The organism is Marinobacter sp. (assembly GCF_041984545.1).
Classification (GTDB): domain Bacteria; phylum Pseudomonadota; class Gammaproteobacteria; order Pseudomonadales; family Oleiphilaceae; genus Marinobacter.
Map to the genome: position 1 here is coordinate 1 of NZ_JBHIXV010000048.1, position 20423 is coordinate 20423.

The window sequence follows — 20423 nt, forward strand, 5'->3', positions numbered from 1 at the left end:
CGGGCATGGTCAGTTGGGTCGAATCTCTGGTTCGGCTGATGCCGGTTCAGCATGTGGCTCGCCTGTTAGGGCTGCACTGGCATACGGTCAAAGCGATTGATCACCGTCGGCTTGGCCGTGAGGTTGTCGAGCCAGACCGCAGCCAGATACGGCGCCTGATCATGGACGAGTTTGCCCTGTTTAAGGGCCACCGTTATGCCACCGTTGTGATCAACGCCGACACTCAGCAGGTTCTCTGGGTTGGAGAGGGTAATAGCCGACAGGCCATACGGCCCTTCTTTGAATGGCTGGGGCCAGAGGCTTGCGCTCAGATCGAAGCGGTCGCGATGGACATGAACACGGCCATGGACCTGGAGGTCCAGCACCACTGTGCTCAGACTCGGGTTGTTTACGACCTGTTCCATGTCGTGGCCAAGTTCGGCCGCGAAGTGATCGACCGCGTCAGGGTTGATCAGTCGAACCAGCTGCGTCATGACAAGCCAGCGCGCAAAGTGGTTAAACGCAGTCGCTGGTTACTATTGAGGAACCGAGACAACCTCAAGGCTGAGCAGGCCGTGAAGCTGGAAGAGCTGCTTCAAGCCAACCAGCCCCTGATGACCGTTTACCTGCTGAAAGACCAACTCAAAGAACTCTGGTATGCCCCGTCTGAAGCCGAGGCCAGACGGCGCTGGGAGGAATGGCTGGAACTCGCCATGAGCAGCGGATTGGCGCCGGTCCAGCAATTTGCTCGACGCCTCAAAGGCTATATAGAAGGGATCATTGCCAGTGCGATCTACCGCATGAACACCAGCGTCTTGGAAGGCATGAACAACAAGATCAAGGTGATCAAGAGGATGGCGTATGGCTACCGGGATAACGGCTACTTCTTCTTGAAGATAAAAGCAGCGTTTCCCGGTAAAGCGCGATGAACCCAAAAAAAGGGGCCCAAGGGCCCCTTTTCGCTGTCGCTTATCGCACGGCCACCGGGCCGCCGCAACATTCAGCCGTACAGGCTCCAGACGTTCCAGAGCAGGAAAATGGCCGCGGCCAGAATGGCCAGCCAGGTCAGCAGGATGCCGATCATCCGCGCCTTGTGGGGCCCGCCCCGACCGTTGATCATGCCCCAGGCGTGGAGGATGCGACCGACCACCAGGGCCATGCCGGTCCAGTAGATCAGGCCGCTGGCCACGCCATTGAGCTCGGCGATGGCGAGCATGATCAGGCCCAGGGGGGCGTATTCCACCAGATTGGCATGGGCCCGGACCGCCGCCTCGAAATCCCGGTCGTCGGTCACGCCCATGCCCTTGCGATACTTCAGCCGGAATTTGACGACCTGGATCGACAACACCAGCAGCAGAATGCCGGTGACGGCAGCGAACACTCCGGTAACAGGTACGATCATGCTCAGCCCTTCTTGATCTTGCTGACAATGGCGAGCAGCAGAATCGCACCGACGGTGGCGGTGACCAGTTCACCCACGGCTCCCTGGGCCGCCAGGCCCAGCAGGCGAAAGACAAAGCCGCCAATCACCGAGCCCACAATGCCAATGCCGATGTTGGCGAGTACTCCAAAGCCACGGCCTTTCATGATCAGGCCGGCCAGCCAGCCGGCGACACCACCGATAATAAGAAACAGTATCAGATTCATTGCTTGCCTCTCCCTGAGGGTCGTTGGACGAAAGGATCAGTCCCGCAAAGACTGCACTGTTTCCACTGGTGCATCAAGCACTTCGCCACAGGTACTCAGAGCGAGGCGATGGCCTGCGCCATCTGCTCGTGGCATCGCGCCATGAGCTGTGGGATGTCTTCGGTGGAGAGGCCCTCGGTTTCCACGGGAGGCAGGATGCGAATCACGACCGACTCCCGGCGCCCGCTCCAGCCAACCGCCTGATCCCGGTATTCCTGGGCGCAGACCATGGTGATGGGCGCGCCGGCGGCCACGGCGGCATGAAAAGCGCCTTTCTTGAAGGTTTGCAGGCCCCGGCCCCGACTCCGGGTACCCTCTGGGAATACCCACAGGCTCTTGCGATCCCGGGCAATGGCCTGGCTGGTAGCCTGCATCAACGCCACCGCTTTCTTGGAGCGCTTCCGATTGAGGATCACATTGCCACCGAGCCAGAATACCTGTCCGAAAAACGGCACCCAGACCAGGGCGGATTTGCCGACGGTGACCGTCCGCGGCGGCAGCAGGTCGCCCATCACGAACAGGTCGTCGTTATGCTGGTGATTGGCGATTACCACCGTGGGACGGTCCTGGGGCATGTTTTCCCGCCCCTCCAGAGGACGTTCCATACCCAGCAGTGCCCGGCCGACGCGGGCAACGGCGGCACCGAGCAAACGGTTGTTATCGGGGTTGAACGGCCGGGCCAGATACAGAACCAGCGCAATCAGGCAAATGACCGGCACACTCAACCAGGCCAGAAATTTTCTCAGAACACCCATCCACAACACTCTGCAATCGAACAAAGGCGCACAAGTGTACGCCAAACCTAGATGCCGGCAACAGTGTCAATTTGTTCCCGTGTGTGGTCGAGCGCCGAGGCCCTGACCACATACCGCAAGGGGCCGCCTGCATCGATGCCGTCGAAGGGGTAGCAGGTAATCAGCAGCAACGCGCCCTCCGGCAACTGTTCGGTGTCAATCAGCGCCGAGCGGCTGTCCACCACCCGTGCTCCGTCCACCCGATAGCGACGCCAGCGGCCCTGTTCACCCTGGAGTCGCAGTTCCTGGCCCGGCTCCAGGCCTGCCAGCCCACGAAAATGCGTGTCGCGGTGACCGGCGATAACCACCGGCCCCCGATCGCCGTCGCCGGCAAGCAGCCCCGGACCAAACGCCAGGCTTTCACCACTGGTGTCTGCCAGCACAATCACCGACTCATCAAGCGCCGGCATGGCCAGCCTCGCCACTGGCCAGGTGTCTGCCCACGGCCAGGGGCGGGTCTGCGACTGGCGCGCCTGACTCTCGGCCCAGGCCAGCGCCAACAGCTCCTGAGCCACCACCGCCTTCAGGGGAATCCAGAGCCCGAATACCAACAGCGTAGCAGAGCTGGTGAACAGCAAAAGCAACAGGCGGCTCATGGGCATACCCTCCGGTTCAGCATCAGCAGCGCCAGCGAAAACATCAGCCCCACCAGGCCGAGGGCCAGCAGCAAGGGCGCCATGGTGGCGGTTTGCGGGTAACGGAGCATACCCTGGGAACTGCCGGCGGGCAGCAGCGTCGGGATCTGGTCCGAGACCAGCTCCGATTCGGCGTTCCGGCTTTGCGATGTGTCCACCGCAACAAAGCTCGTGTAAGGCGATACCAGCCCGTGCCTGACTGCCAATCGGGTTATCGCGTCTTTATCGACTTCGACACCGGACACGGTTCCCGCATCCAACAGGCTGTCGAGCTTTGCCCTGGCCCAATGCCGGTGTAATCCCGAGCCCGGGGCCGCCTGCTGCAGATCCAGGGACTGCTCCCAGACTGTGCCGTCCGGCGACCGGCCTGCAACCCTGAGCAGACCCTGCGGGGGCACGCCCCGGACAACGCTGATCATGGGCTCGCCCTGGAACAGGTCGCCCACCCGGGCCGGATAATTCTCAGCCAACCCTGCGCTATCCGGCCACTGCACCCGGATATCGGTCAGTACCGGCGCTTCCATGGCGTTGAACAGGGCCTGGAGCGGGCCGCCGAGATCCGATGGCCCATGGATGGCGGTGTAGGTGCCCCGGCCCCACCGGGCCGCCTCACGCATGAAATGACGATTGGGCGCCGAGCCGATACCCACGGTAAAGAGCCGGCGATTGCCCAACTGCTTCCGAATCTGGCGGAACAGGGCCGCCTCATTACCAACGGCGCCGTCGGTGATGAACACCACCTGGCGCACACGGGGGCCCGACTCCGACCCGTCCCCGGAATTCTGCAGCGCCAGTGCCAGCGCCGGTGCCATCTCCGTCCCACCGTCGGCAGCAAGCTGGTCCACGTAGCCACGGGCCCGGGCCAGGTTATTGCCCGAGGCTGGCATCGGTGCCATGAACAGGGAATGTGTCTGGCTGTTGAACTGGATGATATTGAACCGATCCTGGCGTGTGAGGGTGCCCAGTCCCGCCTGCAGAGCGGCCCGTGCCTGCCGGATGGATTCGCCGGCCATGGAGCCGGAGGTGTCGATCACAAACACCAGATCCCTGGGCAGTGACGATTGACCAGCCTGCCCCGGCAACACCATGGCCATGAGGTAATCCTCACCCTGCCAGGACTGGTGGAACACCGTCGCCGAGGGCGCGTTACCGGCCACCGGCCGCCAGCGCAGCACAAAGTCCCGGTCCATCAGCATCTCCCCACCGGCTGGCGACACCGTATACCGAGCGCCGTCCTGGCCGGTGGCCAGGGCATGGCTCGGACTGTCGACTCCGGCCAGGGGCAGTCCGGGCTCCAGGATCACCTCAATGGACGCCCGGTGGCTGTCATCGCCCACGTCCTCCGGCATAACCGTAAACGGACTGATGGCCCCCGCATCCGGGACCTCGGTGGTTGGCAGGGCCCAGCCGCCCTGCCATGTGGACGGTGTCTGACTCACCGGCTGGCCGGGCATGTACCGGGGCGTCAGGGTGGTGGGCAGCGTCAGCTCGAATACACCGGCCCGGTAGTGCACCGGTTGCTGGTAACGAAGCTCTACCGTTACAGCTTCACCCGGCGGAATGTTCGCAACCCGGGCGGTGAACAGATTGGGCCGCTGCTGCTCCACGGCCGCCGCATGCTGCCCGGCCTGCCTTGCCTGTTCGTACGTCTTTTCGGCCTCAGCCCTGGGCAGCACTCTGCCCTCCACCGTCCGCTCACCAACGGTCATGGTCAGTCCGTACACCGACGCCTTTTCCGGCAGGGGGAACACGAAGATCCCCTCGCGCCACCGGTCGCTGGTGTTCCTGAACCGTCGCTGCAGCCGGGTGTCGGCAATCAGGCCACTGACCCGCACCCGGAAGTCGCTGTCCAGGACCAGCGCCGGCTCCCGCCACTGCCCCTGGCCATCGACAAGATGCAACTGGCCGGCGCTCTCTGGCTCACTTGCCTCGGCGTAAAGAGGATGAACAAACAGCATCAGCAACACCGCCAGCCACAGGCTGACAGCCTCTGCCATGCGCCTGACCCGGCGGGATTGGCGCGCCTCGCTCCGGGCAGAACGCAGGCAGGGTTGGCTCAGCACCGGCGTCGGGGAGGGAATGAAACGTGAAAGCATCATGGCAGGTTCCTTGTGAGTGCATGACTGGGCAATGACACCCATTCCAGCAATCCCGGAAGGAACAGCCGTGTCAGAAAACGGCAAACCGGCCACCCAAAAATGATGAATTGTGGCAACCAGCCCCTTCGGCCTTGTGCTCCCGGAGTGGCGTGGTTAAATAGGAACCCATCGGCCAAGGAAACCGCCGCATCATGAAAAAACACCTGGTACTGATCGAGGACGAGCCGGCCATACGCGACAACTACCGGGCGGCCTTTGAGCGCCGGGGCTATCGCGTAACGGCCCATGGTGATCGCGCTGCAGCCTGGCAGTCCCTGCGCCAAGGTCTGCCAGATCTGGCAATTATTGATGTCGGCCTGGGCGACGAACCCGAGGGCGGCTTTACCCTGTGCCAGGATCTCAGGCGCCTGTCCCCCACCCTGCCCATCATCTTTCTGACCGCCAGAGACAGCGATATTGATTCGGTCCACGGTCTGCGCCTCGGCGCGGACGACTATGTCACCAAGGACATGAGCCTGGACCACCTGCTGGCCCGGGTAACCGCCCTGCTGCGCCGAGCCGATGCCTGGGCCGAAGCCCTGCAGAAGCCCGATGAAATCCTGCAGCGGGGTCGCCTCAGCCTGAACGTCGACCGGATGACAGTGGCCTGGGACGATGCCCCCATTGACCTCACCGTTACCGAGTTCTGGATGCTGCACTCCCTGGTTCAGCACCCCGGCCACGTCCGCAGCCGGGAGCAGTTGATGGACGCCGCCAGCACGGTGCTCGATGACAACACCGTGACCTCTCACATCAAGCGCATCCGCCGCAAGTTCCAGCAGCTGGACGACAGCTTTGACGGCATCCAGACTGCCTATGGCATGGGCTACCGCTGGAATGCCCGTGAGGTCTGATCCTTGAACCTGAAGCGCCAGCTGTTCGTTGCCAGCCTGTTGATGTTGCTGATCCCCTGGGCCGGCCTGCAGTTTGTCCTGGAGCTGGACGACGCCCTGCGCCAGCAGGCCCGTCAGCAGCTTCAGGAGCAGGCGGTGCGCCTGGCCGACGTGGCAGGCGACGCCCTCGTGGGTCTGGACCCGGTCGCGCCGGGCCAGCCGGCCATCTATGTGAAATCGCTGACCGGAACCCTGAATCTTGACGGCTACGGTGACGACTGGCCGGGTTACGAGGAGGACGGCGGCCGCTCCGAATGGCAGGGCCAGGCAACGCCCGATGCTGACCAACCAACCCTGCAGTGGCAGGCCGCAACGGACGAACGGCACCTGTACCTGCTGATACGGGTTAACCAGCGCGAACCGGTTTTCTTCAACCCGGGGTTGCCCGACCAGCCCTACGATCGCCTGACGCTCTGGCTCCGGCCGCCCTCCGGCAACCTGGGTGCGGAATCAGGCCAGGCATGGCGGCTGCAAACACCGGCGCCGGGCCAGTTCTACGGCCTGTCTGCCACCTCCGGTGCGCCGGACTATCGGGTATCCGGCGTCTGGCAGGGTGCCGGTTCGGGCTGGCAGGTGGAACTCAAATTGCCCGCACCGCCGGAGCGCAGCCGGCTGGGCTTCCGTGCCGAATGGGGCGATAGCCCCGACGAAGCGGTGGCCACCGTCACCGATCCCCTGCCGGTGCTGGTGCGGCGGCAGCCAATCATTGAACGGCGGCTTGCGCCCCGGCTCGGCAGTGGCCAGCAGGTGCGTCTGATCGAGCCGGCGGGCTGGGTCATCGCCACGCAGCGCGGGGATCCCGGGGAAACCGGGGTGGCATTCGACACGCTTACGCCACTTCAGGTGATTGAGCAGATCAGTCTGAACGCGCTACGGGCGCTGATACGCTTCTACCAGCCGGAACCGGCGGCCCTTGCCACCGGCATCGACCGGCTGGCGCCGGAGAGTCTGCCCGATCAGGGCCTGGTGAGGCATGACGACGGCAGTGTCTGGCTGCTGACCACCCGCCCCGTTTTCGGCAATCGAACGCTGATTCTCGAGCAGTCCATTGATGAGTTGCTGACGCTGTCGGGCTCCACACTGGGTTCGGTGATTGCGCGCAGTACCCTGATCATCGTCGCCCTGACGCTGGTTCTGCTGGGTTACGCAAGCTGGCTGTCCTGGCGCATCACCCGGCTGGAACGGGCGGTTGGTGCCAGCATCGACGAGGACGGACGCATTACCGGCACCGTGCCACCGTCACGGGCCAACGACGAGCTGGGGCAGCTGCAACGCCAGTTCAGCCTGATGGTGGACCGCCTGCAGGGCTACAATCGCTACCTCGAGAGCTTTTCCAGGCGACTCTCCCATGAGCTCAAGACCCCGGTCGCGGTGGTTCGCTCTTCGCTGGAAAACCTGCACCATTGCCAGTCCGACCAGGAGCGACGCCAGTACCTCGACCGGGCAGCCTTGGCCACTGATCGCCTGAGCCAGATCCTCAACGGCATGAGCGAGGCGGCCCGCCTCGAACAAAGCCTCGACCACGCCGACAAGGAACCCTTTGACCTTGCCGGGGTGGTTGCCGAAGCCACCGCCGCCTACCAGGCGCTGGACAGCCACCATCGCATCCAGTTTGTTGGTCCGGACCAGCCCTGCCCGATGCTGGGCTCACCGGAGCTAATGGTTCAGCTTCTGGACAAGCTGGTGGATAACGCCCGCGATTTCACGCCCGAAGACGGTCTGATTGAAGTGGCTGTCGGGCGGGAGGCCGGATCGTTGCAGCTGTCGGTATTCAATGAGGGGTCCCGGCTCCCCGAGGCCCGGGACACCGATATCTTCAGCCCGTTTGTGTCGCTCCGGGAGGGTCAGCAACAGGGGCACCTGGGCCAGGGCCTGCTCATTGTCAGCCTGATTGCGGACTACCATGGAGGCCGGGTGGAGGCGCAGAACCGCGCCCAAAGTGGCATTGACGGGGTTTGCTTCCGGGTTACCATCCCAGCTATCCACACTTGATGACAGGACCGCCCCGTGAGCTCACGCCTGGCTTCCCTCGATATCCATCCGCTTCGAAACGAGCTTTATAACGAGCTGCACTCCCGGCCGTTCCAGGTTCTGCCCACCCCGGCTCGGGTCACCCAGATCGCGGTGCTGACCACGCCCGAACAGCGACAGGCGCAATTCCATCACCTCCAGGAGCTCCACCGCCTGTTGGGGCACCCGGTGCCAGAACAGGAGGTGAGCTGTTTCGAGCACACCTTCGGCACTCTCTCCTCAGGCACTCTCCGGGTCCGGCGCGAAATGCATATGGAGTTTGCGTCCTACACCTTCATCAATCTGGCAGCGAGCGATCAGGCTCCGTTCCTGGAAACCGGCATCTCACCCCTGCCGGAAGGCTGGCTCGAAGCGCTGACCGGCACCGTGATTGCCGCCTTCCATCTGGATGTCAGGCCTGCCGCCGATGGCACCCGGGACGACCTGGACTATGTGCGCAAGCACTTCGAGGGCATGCGGCTGGTGGGCAGCAGCCCCCAGGAAGGCGCCGCACGGGTCTGGGGCACGTTTCGCCTGCACAGCGACGGCTTCGGGCGGTTCATGGTAATGAACCACCACATGTCCGACAGCCAGTTGGGGCGACTGACCCAGCGGCTGATGGAAATCGAGACCTACCGCCTGATGTCGCTGCTGGCCCTGCCGGTTGCCAGGGAGATAACGCCCGCCCTGAACGACATGGACGAGCAGCTGGCGGTGATTACCCGGTCGCTGGCCGAGAACGAGGCGGTGGACGAGGAAACCCTGCTGGCCCGGCTGACCCATATTGCCGCCCGGATTGAAGCCTTCCGGGCCCAATCCACCTTCCGGTTTTCGGCCACCCGCGCCTACCACCGACTGGTACTGACGCGGCTGGAGGAGTTGAGGGAAGACGAGCTTTCCGGCCACCTGACGCTCACCGAGTTCATGACCCGGCGCCTGACGCCGGCAGTCAAAACCTGCGAGGCCGTCAGTGAGCGCCTGGAGGATCTGTCCCGGAGGGTGGATCGGGCTTCCGACATGATGCGTACCCGGGTTGAGCTGGCCATCCAGAGCCAGAATCAGCAGGTACTGAGCTCCATGGACCGCCGCTCCAAGATCCAGCTGATGATGCAGCACACCGTGGAAGGCTTCTCGGTGGTGGCCATTACCTACTACCTGGTCGGGTTACTGAAACTGGGGCTGGAGTCTGCCCACGACGCCGGCGTCGATTTCAACAAGACCCTCATCCTGGGCATCGCCATTCCGGTGGTGATGGCCCTGGTCTATCTGGGCGTGCGTGTGGTTCACCATCGTTTTATCCGAATGGCCAAACATCAGTAACGGTTAGTGCCCCGGTTTTTCGGCCACCTGGCGGTAGAACTGCTGGGCGGTGCGACCATTGCGAACGCCCTTGGCGGTGGCGAAGCGAATGGCCTCCCGATGCAGGGCGTCGCGGTCTGTCACGTTCGGGAACAGGGCATCCACCGCCTGCAGGTAGACATCCTGGGAAAACGCGTAGAACGACAGCTGCAGACCAAACCGGTCCGCCAGGGACACCTGTTCCTCGATGGCCTCCGCCGGATGCAGCTCGCCATCGCGCATCTCGCTCTTGAGGTTATCGGCCATGAACTCCGGCATCAGGTGCCGGCGGTTGGAGGTGGCGTACACCCGGACATTCTCCGGGGGCAGCTCCAGAGAGCCCTCCAGTACGCTTTTAAGGGCTTTGTAGCCGGTCTCGCCCACGTCAAAGGACAGATCATCGCAGAAGATCACGAACCGGAACGGCAGGTCGCAGATCTCGTCCACGATTTCCGGCAGGTTGACCAGGTCATCCTTGTCTACCTCAATCATGCGCAACCCACGTTCCTGATAGCGATTGAGCAGGGCCTTGATCAACGACGACTTGCCAGTGCCACGGGCGCCCCAGAGCAGCGCATTGTTGGAAGGGGTTCCGCTCAGGAACCGTTCGGTGTTCCGGCCCAGGGCCTGCTGCTGCCGATCAATACCCGTCAGATCGCTCCACTGCACGGGATCGAGCCGCCTGATTGGCCGAAGGCCCGAGCGATGACGTCGCCAGACCGCCGCCGGCGTGGTTTTCCAGTCAATGGAGTCAGTCGCGGACATACACCTCTTTCCTATTCCGTCCAGGGCCAGCCTGTGAAACACTGGCCGTTAGCAATCAACCGGTTTGCACAGGAGACTTTACCTCAAATGGCCGTAAAATCCGTCGCTCTGGTGGCGCACGACAACAAAAAGAAGGAACTGGTGGACTGGGTCGCCGAAAACCGCACCCGATTCTCCGCCTTGAAGCTTTATGCCACGGGTACCACCGGTCGCCTGCTTCGTGAGAGCCTGGAACGGGACGATGTGCATTGCCTGCTCAGCGGCCCCCTCGGTGGCGACCAGCAGATTGGCGCCAAGATTGCCGAGGGCGAAATCGACCTTCTGGTGTTTTTCTGGGACCCCCTGGAACCCCAGCCCCACGACCCGGATATCAAGGCGCTGCTGCGCATCGCAGCCCTCTGGAACATTCCGGTGGCCTGTAACCGCGCCACCGCGGAATTCATCCTGACGTCCGCCTACATGACCGACGACCAGCACCAGCCCAGAAAACCTGATTTCTCCGATTATACGGGCCGAACCGTCAGCGCCTGACAATCCGGCAGTGGGCAAGGTCGACGGTTGAGACTACACTGAATGTGTAGCTGTAAAGGACCGTCGGCACCCCCATGAACCGCCCTGCCCATCCCTGTTCGAACCCGTTCGTGAGCGTCGCCGTCTCCGTTCTGCTGGCCATCACGGGGCTGCTCGTTTCCGCCTCTGCCCACGGCCAGGAAACCACCACTCCCATCACCATCGGCATCGTGGCCGATAACAAACCCTACTCCTTCGTTGAGGGTCGCACGGCCGCCGGTTTTTCCGTTGATGTTCTGAGGGACGTGGCGAAGCACTCGGGCCTTGAGTTCACCTTTCGCGCCGGTAGCTGGCCAGAGGTCTACGGGGCCTTCATGCGGGGCGAGCTGCAGGCAATCGATGGCATCTCCTTTCGTCAGGACCGCGCACAGCAGATCCTGTTCACCGAGCCCTACCACATTCGCCAGACCTACCTGATGCACGACACCCAACACCCCATAGGCAAGGTGCAAACCATCGAGGATTTGCAGGGTTTGCGCGTGGGCGTGGTCCGCGACGTCTACTATGCCGAGCGGTTGCGTGAAAATGGCATCGAGCACACCAGCTACGACTCCCTGTACAGCCTGATCCGCGCCCTGGCATTCGGCTGGGTGGATGTGATTATCGGGCCAAGGCTGACCCTGCAGTATTACGCCAACGAGGCCGGGTTTCGTTTTCTCGCCATTGCGGGTGAAGCGCCACTGGGCGAGCTGTCCAGGGAGGATTTCCGACTCGGTGTCCTGAAATCCAATGAAGGGCTGTTCGAGCAGATCAAGACGAGTCTCGAGAAGATTCCCGAGAAACGCATTCTGGAACTGCTGGAACGCTGGCAGGAATTCGGTGGCACCCGGCTGTCCGCTTCCGAGGACCTGGTGCTCAGCCCGGAACAGCGCCGATTCATTGCCGAAACCGGGCCGGTGCGGGTCGGGCTCATGCGTGATTATGCCCCCTACAGTTTCGAAAGCGGCACCCGCATCGAGGGCCTGACGGTCGACGTGCTGCACCGTTTGTCCGACCTGACCGGCCTGCAGGTGATCCCGGTGAGCGGTCAATGGGTTGAGCTGCTGCCGCTGTTTCGTGACGGTGAGATCGACCTGCTCGCCAACATGTCGTTCCGCCCTCAGCGCACCGCCTTTACCCGTTATACCGAGCCCTACCACACCATACCGAACGTTGCCTTTACCCTTGATCCCGACCTGGAGTTCAACTCACTGGCCGATTTACAGGGTCGGCGGGTGGCGCTCGGCTCGGGTATCTATTACGAGCAACCTGTTCGCGAGAGGCTGGGCGACAATGCCCGGGTTTTCACCACGCAGGATGCCATGTTCGAAGCCCTCGCCCGGGGCGAGGTGGACGTGGTTCTGGCGGCACTGCCCAACGGCAATTTCTGGATCCGGGAGCTGGGCCTCACGGGTGTGCGCATCGCCGGTGAGCTGCTGCTGGAAGGCCTTCCCGGTGAGGATCTGCGCTTTGGGGTGCGCCCGGGGCTGTCGCCACTGGCCGACATTCTGGACCAGGCCCTGGCCAGTATCAGCGCCGACGAAATGCGCACCATCGAAAACCGATGGCTTGGCGCCAGTAACAGCCGGCAAAGGTCGGCCACGGGCGAAGTGTCCCTCAGTGCAGGCGAGAAACAGTGGCTCGAAGCCCGCGGCCACCGCTTGTCCATGTGCATCGATCCCGATTGGCTGCCGCTGGAAGGTTTCGACAGTGAGGGCCAGCATGTCGGCCTTTCCGCAGAGGTATTCCGCCTATTTGCGGAACGGACCCCGATCCGGTTCGACGTGCTGCCCACCGACACCTGGCAGCAGTCCATGGTCGCCGCCCGGGAGCGGCGCTGCGACCTCCTGGCCATGGCCATGAAGACACCGGAGCGGTCCGAGTTCATGAATTTCACAGAACCCTACCTGGTGGTGCCCAATGTGGTGCTCGGTCGGATCGAAGCCCCGTTTATTGAACGGGTCGGCGACCTGCGTGGCCAGAAAGTGGGCGTGGTGGAGGACTATGCCTTTGCCGAGTTACTGAAAGAACGATACCCGTCGCTCAACCTGATTGAAGTACCGAACGAACAGGATGGGCTTCGCCGACTGCAACGCCACGAGCTGGACGGGTACATCACGACTTTGCCAACGGCCAGTCATTACATTCAGGACCAGGGCTTTCCCGAACTGAAAGTGATTGGCCGCATCCCGGCGGACTGGTCACTCTCGGTGGCTACCCGCGCGGATGAACCACTGTTGCTGGGCATCATGCAGAAACTGGTAGCAAGCCTCACCGTCGATGAGCGACGAAGCCTGGAGAGTCACTGGCGAAACATCCAGCTGAAACAGTCCGTGGATTATTCCCTGCTCTGGCAACTGGCCCTCGTAGGTGCCCTGATCGCCGTGCTGCTGATTTACTGGAACCGCAAGCTCGGCCGGCTCAACCGGGAGCTGGCCGTTGCCAACGAAACCCTCGCCCGCCTGAGCGTCACCGACGACCTCACCCAGCTGGGTAACCGAAGCTATTTTGATCAGGAATTCCGCAAGAGCTTCCAGTGGTGCCAGCGCCACCACTCCGGGTTTGCGGTGGCCATGGTGGACGCCGATCATTTCAAGCGAATCAACGATACCCATGGCCACGAGGCCGGCGACCTCTGCCTCAAGACCCTGGCTGAAATCATGCGCTCGCACTTCCGGCGCGAGACCGACCGTCTGGCCCGTTTTGGTGGCGAAGAGTTCGTGGTATTTGCCAGCTTTGAAGACCGCGACGAATTCCGTAACCGACTGGAGAGCCTGCGGGAGGCCGTGGCCGCCGCCAGCGTTCGATTCCAGGGTGAGGACATCCGCATAACCATCAGCATTGGCCTGGCTACCGGCAAGCCGGGGCCGGAGGCAACCGCCGCGGAATACCTCCGCCAGGCCGACAACGCCCTGTATCAGGCCAAGCAGAACGGCCGCAACCGGACCGAGGTGCGGGCAATCTGACGCCTGATCGTTACCTGAACGCCACCGGTGCTACTATGCTTGTGGAACAAGGACAACCATCAGGAGACCGCCATGGCACGTATCTACGAGGACAACTCCCTCTCCATCGGTAACACCCCGCTCGTCAAACTCAACCGCGTGAACGACGGCGCCACCATCTGGGCCAAGATCGAAGGCCGCAATCCGGCCTATTCGGTAAAATGCCGGATCGGTGCCGCGATGATCTGGGATGCCGAAAAACGCGGCACCCTGAAACCGGGAATGACCATCGTTGAACCCACCAGCGGCAACACCGGCATTGCCCTGGCCTTCGTGGCGGCGGCCCGGGGTTACAAACTGATTCTGACCATGCCGGCGTCCATGAGCCTGGAGCGTCGCAAGGTATTGAAGGCACTGGGGGCCGAACTGGTACTCACCGAGCCCGCCAAGGGCATGCCGGGCGCCATCGCCAAGGCCGAGGAGATCTTCGCCTCGGATCCTGACAACCATTTCCTGCCCCAGCAGTTCCAGAACCCGGCCAACCCCCGGATTCACGAGGACACCACCGGACCGGAGATCTGGAACGACACCGACGGTGACATCGACATATTCGTGTCCGGCGTTGGCACCGGAGGCACGCTGACCGGCGTCTCCCGCTACATCAAGCACACCAAGGGCAAACAGATCCACACGGTAGCCGTGGAGCCGAGCGATTCGCCGGTGATTCGCCAGGTGATGAACGGCGAGGACCCCAAACCCTCACCCCACAAGATTCAGGGCATTGGTGCGGGCTTCGTGCCCAAGAACCTGGATCTGGATCTCGTGGACCAGGTGGAGGCAGTATCCAATGAGGAGGCCATGGACATGGCCCACCGGCTGATGCAGGAGGAAGGGATTCTCTGTGGCATTTCCTGTGGCGCCGCTGTCGTGGCTGCAGTGAGGGTAAGCAAACAGCCGGAGCACCAGGGCAAGAATATCGTGGTGGTTCTGCCGGACAGCGCGGAGCGTTATCTCTCGTCCGCCCTTTTCGCCGACCGGTTCGGCGAGCTCGAGAACGTGCAATAGAACCTGAGATAGCGATGCAGCGAGGCGCGGTTGCACACCGCGCCTCGCTGCTAACACAGGCAATAGAGACATCAGAACTGATACTTCAGGCCAACGCGACCGGTATCGAACTCCGGCCCACTGTTGGTGACCTGTCCGTTGAAGTCCTCTTCATCCACGTCCACGTTGTAGCGGTTGTACTCGGCAAAGGCCGACAACCGCGGTGTCACCCGGAAATCCACGCCGGCCCCGACAAACGGAGTGACCTCATCGTAGGTTTCACTCTCGTTAAAGGCATCAACATCCAGCGCCGAGGCGAAGGCGCCAGCCTTACCATAGACACCGAAGCTCTCGGTGAGCGGCAGACGACCAACCGCGCCGACACTGACACCCTTGAGCTTGCCTTCTACGTCATCCTGACCGAAGTTGCCAAAATCGATGTACTCCGCCTCAAGGGCAAACAGCGGATTGAACTGATATCCGAGTGCCGCGCCCAGCATATCGTTTTCGTCTTCAAAGTCTCCTCCGTGAGCTTTGTAACCACCGTAGCTACCACTGACATAGGGGCCTGTTTGGTCCCGGTCCGGGCCATTCTGAGCCATGGCGACCGGCATTGTGAGAGCAGAGGCGGTCAGGAAAGCGGCAAGGGAATAGCGGGTTGCGGAATGCATGACGTTCCTCCTGAGGTTGAGATGTCCTGTCCTTACCCGGTATCTGAAAGCTTACTTCCAGATACCTGATCTCACCGTACAGGGGAATCCGACCGGATTGGGTTACGTCCGGACTAAGAATTCGTCATTCGTCGTTCATGAAGAAATGACGATGGGGCGCCCCAACGGAGCGCCCCCAGGGCTCAGCGCTTGACGGTGCTGGCCATACAGTTGGCATAGAAAGTGGTGGTCGCCGGCCAATCCGAGAAGATGCCAATCACACCAACCTCCCGGGCCAGCACGTCAATCACCGTGAGCATATCGCCGTCGTTGTTGATGGCGTCGGTGATGGACTGATAGTACCAGCCACCGCCATTCGACAGGGGGCCGCTGCGCTCCGCCGTCCAGGCGATAAGATCAAGACCGGCCATGCGGGCGTTATCCGCGTATTCGGAGGGCACGATCTCGCCATAGCTGTCGAGCGTCAGCATTTTCCAGAGAGCCGGGGCCAGAATGTTCACGCCCTGGGCTTTCAGGCTTTCCATGTACGCCAGCGAGGTGTTCTCCGGTGTGGGCGCTGACTGGTCCAGGAACACGGCCTGTTTACCAAACCTGGGGGTCTCGTTTACCCAGAACAGGACATCCGCAAGATTGAAGGACTGGGGCCAGACATCTTTCGGCTTCACCCCGGCATCGATGTAGTCCTGGATCATCTGGCGAGCGTAATCCTGCTGGCTGTAGTTGCCTTCGAACGGCATATCCACCACCGGAGATTTGAGTTCCGGCGTAAACTTCACACCGAGGGCCTTGAACAGCTCGATGCTCTCTTTGTGGGTCATCAGGGTGCCACGACTGGCGTAAAGGTCTGTGCGCCAGTCGGCGGTGCCTTTCAGGTACTCTTCGGGCGTTGTCGCCATCGGATTGAACGCATCCATCTTTCCTTTCAGGCTCTTGAACTCGGCAAGCGTGATGTCGCTGGTACGACACTCGGCTTGTGCGGGCGTGCCGCTGGCCGGGTCTGCCGGGACGAACGGCTGCGTGCATTTGGCGTTCAGCTCGGGTACGGCGACGATGTTGGTGGTGGTGTGCAGATCGTTCTGGGCATGTCGGCAGACCAGCTCACGATCCTTGGTGAAGGCCACATCGCACTCGACAATACCGGCGCCCATTCGCGCCGCGGCCACATAGGATTCGAGCGTGTGCTCCGGGAACTGAAGCGGCGCGCCCCGGTGGCCGATGGAGAAATCCGTGCGTTTGAGATGCCGGGTGTTGCAGGCCTGCAGGCGTTCTTTCAGCGGTCCCTCATCCATGTCCTCGACCAGCCAGAAGGGTCGCGGGCCCAGTTGAATCGGGGCTTTGGCATCCAGCTGGTGCCATTCGTCCAGCCCCGGGGGAACCCAGGATTCATGGTGAGACTTGCCTGGCGCGGCCTGCGCCACTGACAGGGCAATCGTGCACAACGACAACCCCAGAAACATGCGTAACTTCATAACCAGCTCCTTGTCCAATGAATGATACTGCACAGGCAGTGTTCACACAGAGGATTACGACCTGACGACGTTTCCGTGACCGTCACACTATGGCTGCACGTAAATCCCCGACCGGCGTCAGTAACCACCCAACCCCGCCGCGCCAGTTGGCTCGTCGTCGCGCACACGCAGAAAGCTTGCAAAGCGCGGCAGCCCGGTGGCGGTATGGCCGAAATACTTGAACGTGATCAGTGCGCCAACTGGCGGCGGGGACGCCCTGTCCGCCTCGCTGAACCCGGTCCCTATCCGGAAACGCCGGCCGTTTTCCAGCTCCACCAGCAAAGACCCCATCAGCCCCTGGAATTTGCCTGAACCCGGAAGGTGACGGACCACCACAGCCTCGGCATCCAGGAACTGCTTTACCTTCAACAGGTCGTCGGATCTTCCCGCTTCGTAATGGCTGCTGCCAAGACGCAACATCAAACCCTCCCCGCCGCCCCGGGTGACAGCGTCAAGCCGCGCCATCAGGTTGTCGTGGCTGGTTGCCCGGTTCTGCCCGACAACCGACAGAAACGGGGAATCCACACCGGCAACCACCGCCTTCAAGCGCTCCAGACGTTCATTAAAAGGAACGCCCGGGACGGGCAGATCAAACACCATGAACCGAACTCGCCGCCACTCCTCATCCACCGGCACCGCCTTGCGTACCACGCCGGACAGCTCGGCGAAGGTTCCCCGGCCCATCCACAACTCGCCGTCCAGCGGCTGCTCCGGAAAACCCCGGGTAAACCAGGCCGGCGCCCGGTACTCATGTCCACCCCGGGAAAGGAATCGATCCCCGGTCCAGAAGGCCCGTACTCCGTCGAGCTTTTCACTGACCCAGTAGCGCTCCAGCGGTACGCCTTTTTCATACACCTTGGCCAATACCAACTCGGGAGGCGCTGCCCGGAGAAGAGACGAAAAAAGGAGGAGAAACAGCACCGCAGGCGCGGCGCCCGGGATGGGGTTATACATGGCAGTTCCTTTGCTCAGGTTGGTTGGGCCGGACATTCCTTTCCAGCCAGCGGGGCGATCAGGGCTTCAGTCGCTCCCGCACTGGTCCTTCACCTTGCTGCGAAAGTCTTCGCGAATGCGCCGGTTCTCGGCTTCGCTGACAAACACTCGCTCGCCCTGATCGTTCAAGTGGTAGAAGGTCGATACACTGGCCAGAAACTTCAGCCGTGCGCGCAATTCCCTGCACTGCTCCGCCTGTTCCCGGGCCGCTTTTTTGGCCTTGGCATCGGCCGCCTGCCGGGCCTGCCGTTCCGCCTGTTGCTGCTCCACGAATTCGGTCATTTTCTGGTGGCGTTGGCGGGCCGTTGCATCCACCTCAGCCGGTCTGGTATCAACCGTTACTTCACTGGACGCCGCCTGCGCGGGCGGTCGATCGCCAAAATGGGTCTGGCCATTGGCATCCACCCATTTGTAGACGCCGGCGGATGCCGGGAGAGGAAGCAGGCAGATCGACACCAGCAGCAGAATTGATTTCACGCAGAACTCCTTTTCAATGTCATTTACGCCGTGACGTCTCCGGAAAACGGTAGCCAGGTTCAGCGTCGTCCAATAGTCTGCGGGGCTCTGGCGTTTACCCACTGCATCGTACTCAGAACGAATGATTGTTTAGATCGGTCCAGTTCCGGCGCTTGTAAGCCTCGTAATCTTCCTCGCTCATGTTGCGCCAGTAATGTGGGTCTCGACCGTTTTTCTCATCATAGGCTCGGGTCGTAGGATCCAGGTGGCGCCATGCCTCAAACAGAGGAATGTCTGGCAACGGCTTGGACACATCCATGTACTGCCGGACCAGATCCCAGTAGGCGAGCACATCTGCACGGTTAGTCGTTGCGGCCAACAACTGGTTCATGGGCAACGCCCACTCTCGGGTTTTATGGACAAGTACCAATCGGTACCAGATGTTCCCCTGGTGATCCGGCAGGCTGAGCAGGTAGCCGTCCCACTCGTGGAACGGAGCCTGACCCCGGATTTCGCCAGACTGTCCGTCTTTCTCCGGATCCTTGAACAGGGTCACCATGCCAGTGCGACGGTTGAGCTCCCAAAGCGGTCCCTTGGGTTCCTGGTAGACCAGTTTGGGGTATTTTTTTTCCAGGAAGCGTCCGATGCCCCAGCAGAGGAGCATCGGGAGGAAGAAGAAAGCAAGCGTGGGGAGAACACCATCCGCAAAGAATTGGGGAAAAGAATCTCTATCAGGCCGAATAAACCACAAAACAGTCCAAGCGAACACGAAAAGCGGCAATAACCAGGTGAACAGAATCCGTCCGCCGTGCTGCATCCAAAGTAACGCCCAACTTACCTTGGGCAGGGTGGCGTAACGGATACTCTCCGCATCAATCCAGCCTACTGGCTTGAACGACTCGCCTCCAGCTTCTGCCTCAGCCCTGAATCGACGAAGATTCTCTTCGTCCTCCCTCACCTCCATGGGTCCCCAAGTTTCTAGAAAATGGGGGGGATAAATGCCGGATAGCTTACCTTTAGATAACGGTTCTCCCATGGTCCAGCTTTTACGGAAAACAGCACCCTGCTGATGATCTTCTGCTGGTTCATGTGTTTTGCGGTTGCTTCGGTAGGCCGTGGAGGCGTAGCCCGCGTCTTTTAAAGTGACGTTCATGTCGTTTCATCCGGTCTGTGACTTCGCTCATTCGCCCAGAACACTTGGCCGGTTTCAGTAAAATCCGGCTCGCCGTGGGTATCCCGATTAAAGGCCGTGCCATCATAAAGTTCTGGCGCAGGGAACACGAAAGTCTCACTAATCCCGCCAACTCTGACCGAGGCCTGCCATTGGGCCCTGATCAGTAAATCGTGAGTTTTCTCACCCACCTGCCCCAAGAATGTCTTGAAGATTTCCCTGCGCGGTAGGGCCATATAAAGAAGCTTGCCATTGATGAGAGGCTGCTCTAACAGCACTTCTGGTGACTCCGCCAGAATTTCTCGCGCGGCAATGATCCCTCGGTGGGTTGGTGTCCGGGTAACACTCACCAGCCGCATGGAAACCCTCAATGATGCATCGTCAAGTATTGCTGAAAGATTGTTCTCGATTCGGACCACAGTATTGATGCGCTCAAAGTCCTTCTCATTAAAAGGATCGACTTCGTAACCATCGCGAGCCAATCTAGCGTGTACGTCGTTGACGGTCTCAAATGAAATACGTGGTTTGGTCAGCAAATCTATCAGTCGATAAAAAGTTTCGTTCGGACTATTGACTAGGTGAGGATAGGCATTGTCCTGCTCCGGGCCGAACGGACCCCTCTTTAACCAATCCACCAAAGGTGGATCATCCAAAATTGTTGCGAGTATTCCCGCTCCTATGGCAAGTGTGGCACCGGCCAATACCCAGCCCCACGGCCCCATACCAAGCAGTATCGGCGCAACACCGGCTTCAGTCATCTTGACCATCATCAGCGCACCCATCGCCATCATGCCGAGTTATTGTCAAATCTGGTGTATGACCATCAGGCAGCGCTCCTGTCAGATTGA

The 20423-nt window shown here is 61.3% G+C and carries 19 protein-coding genes; 7 read left to right on the forward strand and 12 right to left on the reverse strand.

The window, feature by feature from the left end; all coding sequences use genetic code 11:
* Nucleotides 1–908: ISL3 family transposase (locus ACFC20_RS16460; RefSeq protein ID WP_375193950.1), on the forward strand; the 908-nt coding region annotated here is incomplete at its 5' end.
* 71 nt (nucleotides 909–979) lie between these two features.
* Here the strand turns inward: ACFC20_RS16460 and ACFC20_RS16465 are convergent.
* From ACFC20_RS16465 to ACFC20_RS16485, 5 genes are all read right to left on the reverse strand, one after another.
* Nucleotides 980–1381 carry an MAPEG family protein gene (locus ACFC20_RS16465; protein ID WP_375183106.1) on the reverse strand — a complete coding sequence of 134 codons (402 nt, stop codon included), beginning with the start codon at nucleotides 1379–1381 and terminating at the stop codon, nucleotides 980–982.
* A 2-nt stretch (nucleotides 1382–1383) separates the two neighbouring features.
* On the reverse strand, nucleotides 1384–1626 hold the full coding sequence (locus ACFC20_RS16470) for a GlsB/YeaQ/YmgE family stress response membrane protein (protein WP_091988683.1): 243 nt from the start codon (nucleotides 1624–1626) through the stop codon (nucleotides 1384–1386).
* A 95-nt stretch (nucleotides 1627–1721) separates the two neighbouring features.
* A complete protein-coding gene (locus ACFC20_RS16475; RefSeq protein ID WP_375183107.1) occupies nucleotides 1722–2420 on the reverse strand; it encodes a lysophospholipid acyltransferase family protein in 699 nt (232 codons plus the stop codon).
* Between the two features lie 47 nt (nucleotides 2421–2467).
* Nucleotides 2468–3055, reverse strand: coding sequence for a class GN sortase (locus ACFC20_RS16480; protein WP_375183108.1), 588 nt, complete (start codon nucleotides 3053–3055; stop codon nucleotides 2468–2470).
* A complete protein-coding gene (locus tag ACFC20_RS16485) occupies nucleotides 3052–5193 on the reverse strand; it encodes a marine proteobacterial sortase target protein (protein WP_375183109.1) in 2142 nt (713 codons plus the stop codon). The genes ACFC20_RS16480 and ACFC20_RS16485 overlap by 4 nt, the downstream gene beginning before the upstream one ends.
* A gap of 191 nt (nucleotides 5194–5384) precedes the next feature.
* On the opposite strand from ACFC20_RS16485, the gene pdsR reads away from it, so the two are divergent.
* From pdsR to ACFC20_RS16500, 3 genes are read left to right on the forward strand one after another with little or no spacing between them, the layout of a single operon-like run.
* Nucleotides 5385–6086: a proteobacterial dedicated sortase system response regulator gene (pdsR, locus tag ACFC20_RS16490; protein ID WP_375183110.1), complete on the forward strand. Its 702-nt coding sequence runs from the start codon at nucleotides 5385–5387 to the stop codon at nucleotides 6084–6086.
* A 3-nt stretch (nucleotides 6087–6089) separates the two neighbouring features.
* Nucleotides 6090–8117 carry an ATP-binding protein gene (locus tag ACFC20_RS16495; protein ID WP_375193951.1) on the forward strand — a complete coding sequence of 676 codons (2028 nt, stop codon included), beginning with the start codon at nucleotides 6090–6092 and terminating at the stop codon, nucleotides 8115–8117.
* 15 nt (nucleotides 8118–8132) lie between these two features.
* Nucleotides 8133–9455 (forward strand): DUF3422 family protein, encoded by a 1323-nt coding sequence (locus ACFC20_RS16500; RefSeq protein ID WP_375193952.1) that lies wholly within the window; start codon nucleotides 8133–8135, stop codon nucleotides 9453–9455.
* 3 nt (nucleotides 9456–9458) lie between these two features.
* On the opposite strand, the gene ACFC20_RS16505 is transcribed toward ACFC20_RS16500, so the two are convergent.
* The gene (locus tag ACFC20_RS16505) at nucleotides 9459–10238 is read right to left on the reverse strand and encodes an ATP-binding protein (RefSeq protein WP_375193953.1); all 780 of its coding nucleotides are present in this window, start codon (nucleotides 10236–10238) and stop codon (nucleotides 9459–9461) included.
* Between the two features lie 87 nt (nucleotides 10239–10325).
* Here ACFC20_RS16505 and ACFC20_RS16510 point away from each other — a divergent pair, with 87 nt between their 5' ends.
* From ACFC20_RS16510 to cysK, 3 genes are all read left to right on the forward strand, one after another.
* Nucleotides 10326–10769: a methylglyoxal synthase gene (locus ACFC20_RS16510; protein ID WP_375193954.1), complete on the forward strand. Its 444-nt coding sequence runs from the start codon at nucleotides 10326–10328 to the stop codon at nucleotides 10767–10769.
* Between the two features lie 74 nt (nucleotides 10770–10843).
* Nucleotides 10844–13753, forward strand: a complete 2910-nt coding sequence (locus ACFC20_RS16515; protein ID WP_375193955.1) for a transporter substrate-binding domain-containing protein — start codon at nucleotides 10844–10846, stop codon at nucleotides 13751–13753.
* 72 nt (nucleotides 13754–13825) lie between these two features.
* Entirely contained in the window at nucleotides 13826–14797 is a 972-nt protein-coding gene (gene cysK / locus ACFC20_RS16520; RefSeq protein WP_375193956.1) for a cysteine synthase A, read from the forward strand.
* 71 nt (nucleotides 14798–14868) lie between these two features.
* Here cysK and ACFC20_RS16525 read toward each other — a convergent pair whose 3' ends face one another.
* The 6 genes from ACFC20_RS16525 to ACFC20_RS16550 all read right to left on the reverse strand — a co-directional run bounded on the left by ACFC20_RS16525 (nucleotide 14869) and on the right by ACFC20_RS16550 (nucleotide 20357).
* Nucleotides 14869–15447, reverse strand: a complete 579-nt coding sequence (locus ACFC20_RS16525; protein ID WP_375193957.1) for a porin family protein — start codon at nucleotides 15445–15447, stop codon at nucleotides 14869–14871.
* 182 nt (nucleotides 15448–15629) lie between these two features.
* Nucleotides 15630–16916: a glycerophosphodiester phosphodiesterase family protein gene (locus tag ACFC20_RS16530; protein ID WP_375193958.1), complete on the reverse strand. Its 1287-nt coding sequence runs from the start codon at nucleotides 16914–16916 to the stop codon at nucleotides 15630–15632.
* Between the two features lie 117 nt (nucleotides 16917–17033).
* Entirely contained in the window at nucleotides 17034–17909 is an 876-nt protein-coding gene (locus tag ACFC20_RS16535) for a DNA ligase (RefSeq protein WP_375193959.1), read from the reverse strand.
* A 66-nt stretch (nucleotides 17910–17975) separates the two neighbouring features.
* Complete coding sequence (locus ACFC20_RS16540) at nucleotides 17976–18425, reverse strand: DUF4124 domain-containing protein (protein ID WP_375193960.1); 450 nt, start codon at nucleotides 18423–18425, stop codon at nucleotides 17976–17978.
* A 112-nt stretch (nucleotides 18426–18537) separates the two neighbouring features.
* Nucleotides 18538–19557 carry a hypothetical protein gene (locus ACFC20_RS16545; protein ID WP_375193961.1) on the reverse strand — a complete coding sequence of 340 codons (1020 nt, stop codon included), beginning with the start codon at nucleotides 19555–19557 and terminating at the stop codon, nucleotides 18538–18540.
* Nucleotides 19554–20357, reverse strand: coding sequence for a hypothetical protein (locus tag ACFC20_RS16550; protein ID WP_375193962.1), 804 nt, complete (start codon nucleotides 20355–20357; stop codon nucleotides 19554–19556). The genes ACFC20_RS16545 and ACFC20_RS16550 overlap by 4 nt, the downstream gene beginning before the upstream one ends.
* Nucleotides 20358–20423 lie beyond the last annotated feature (66 nt).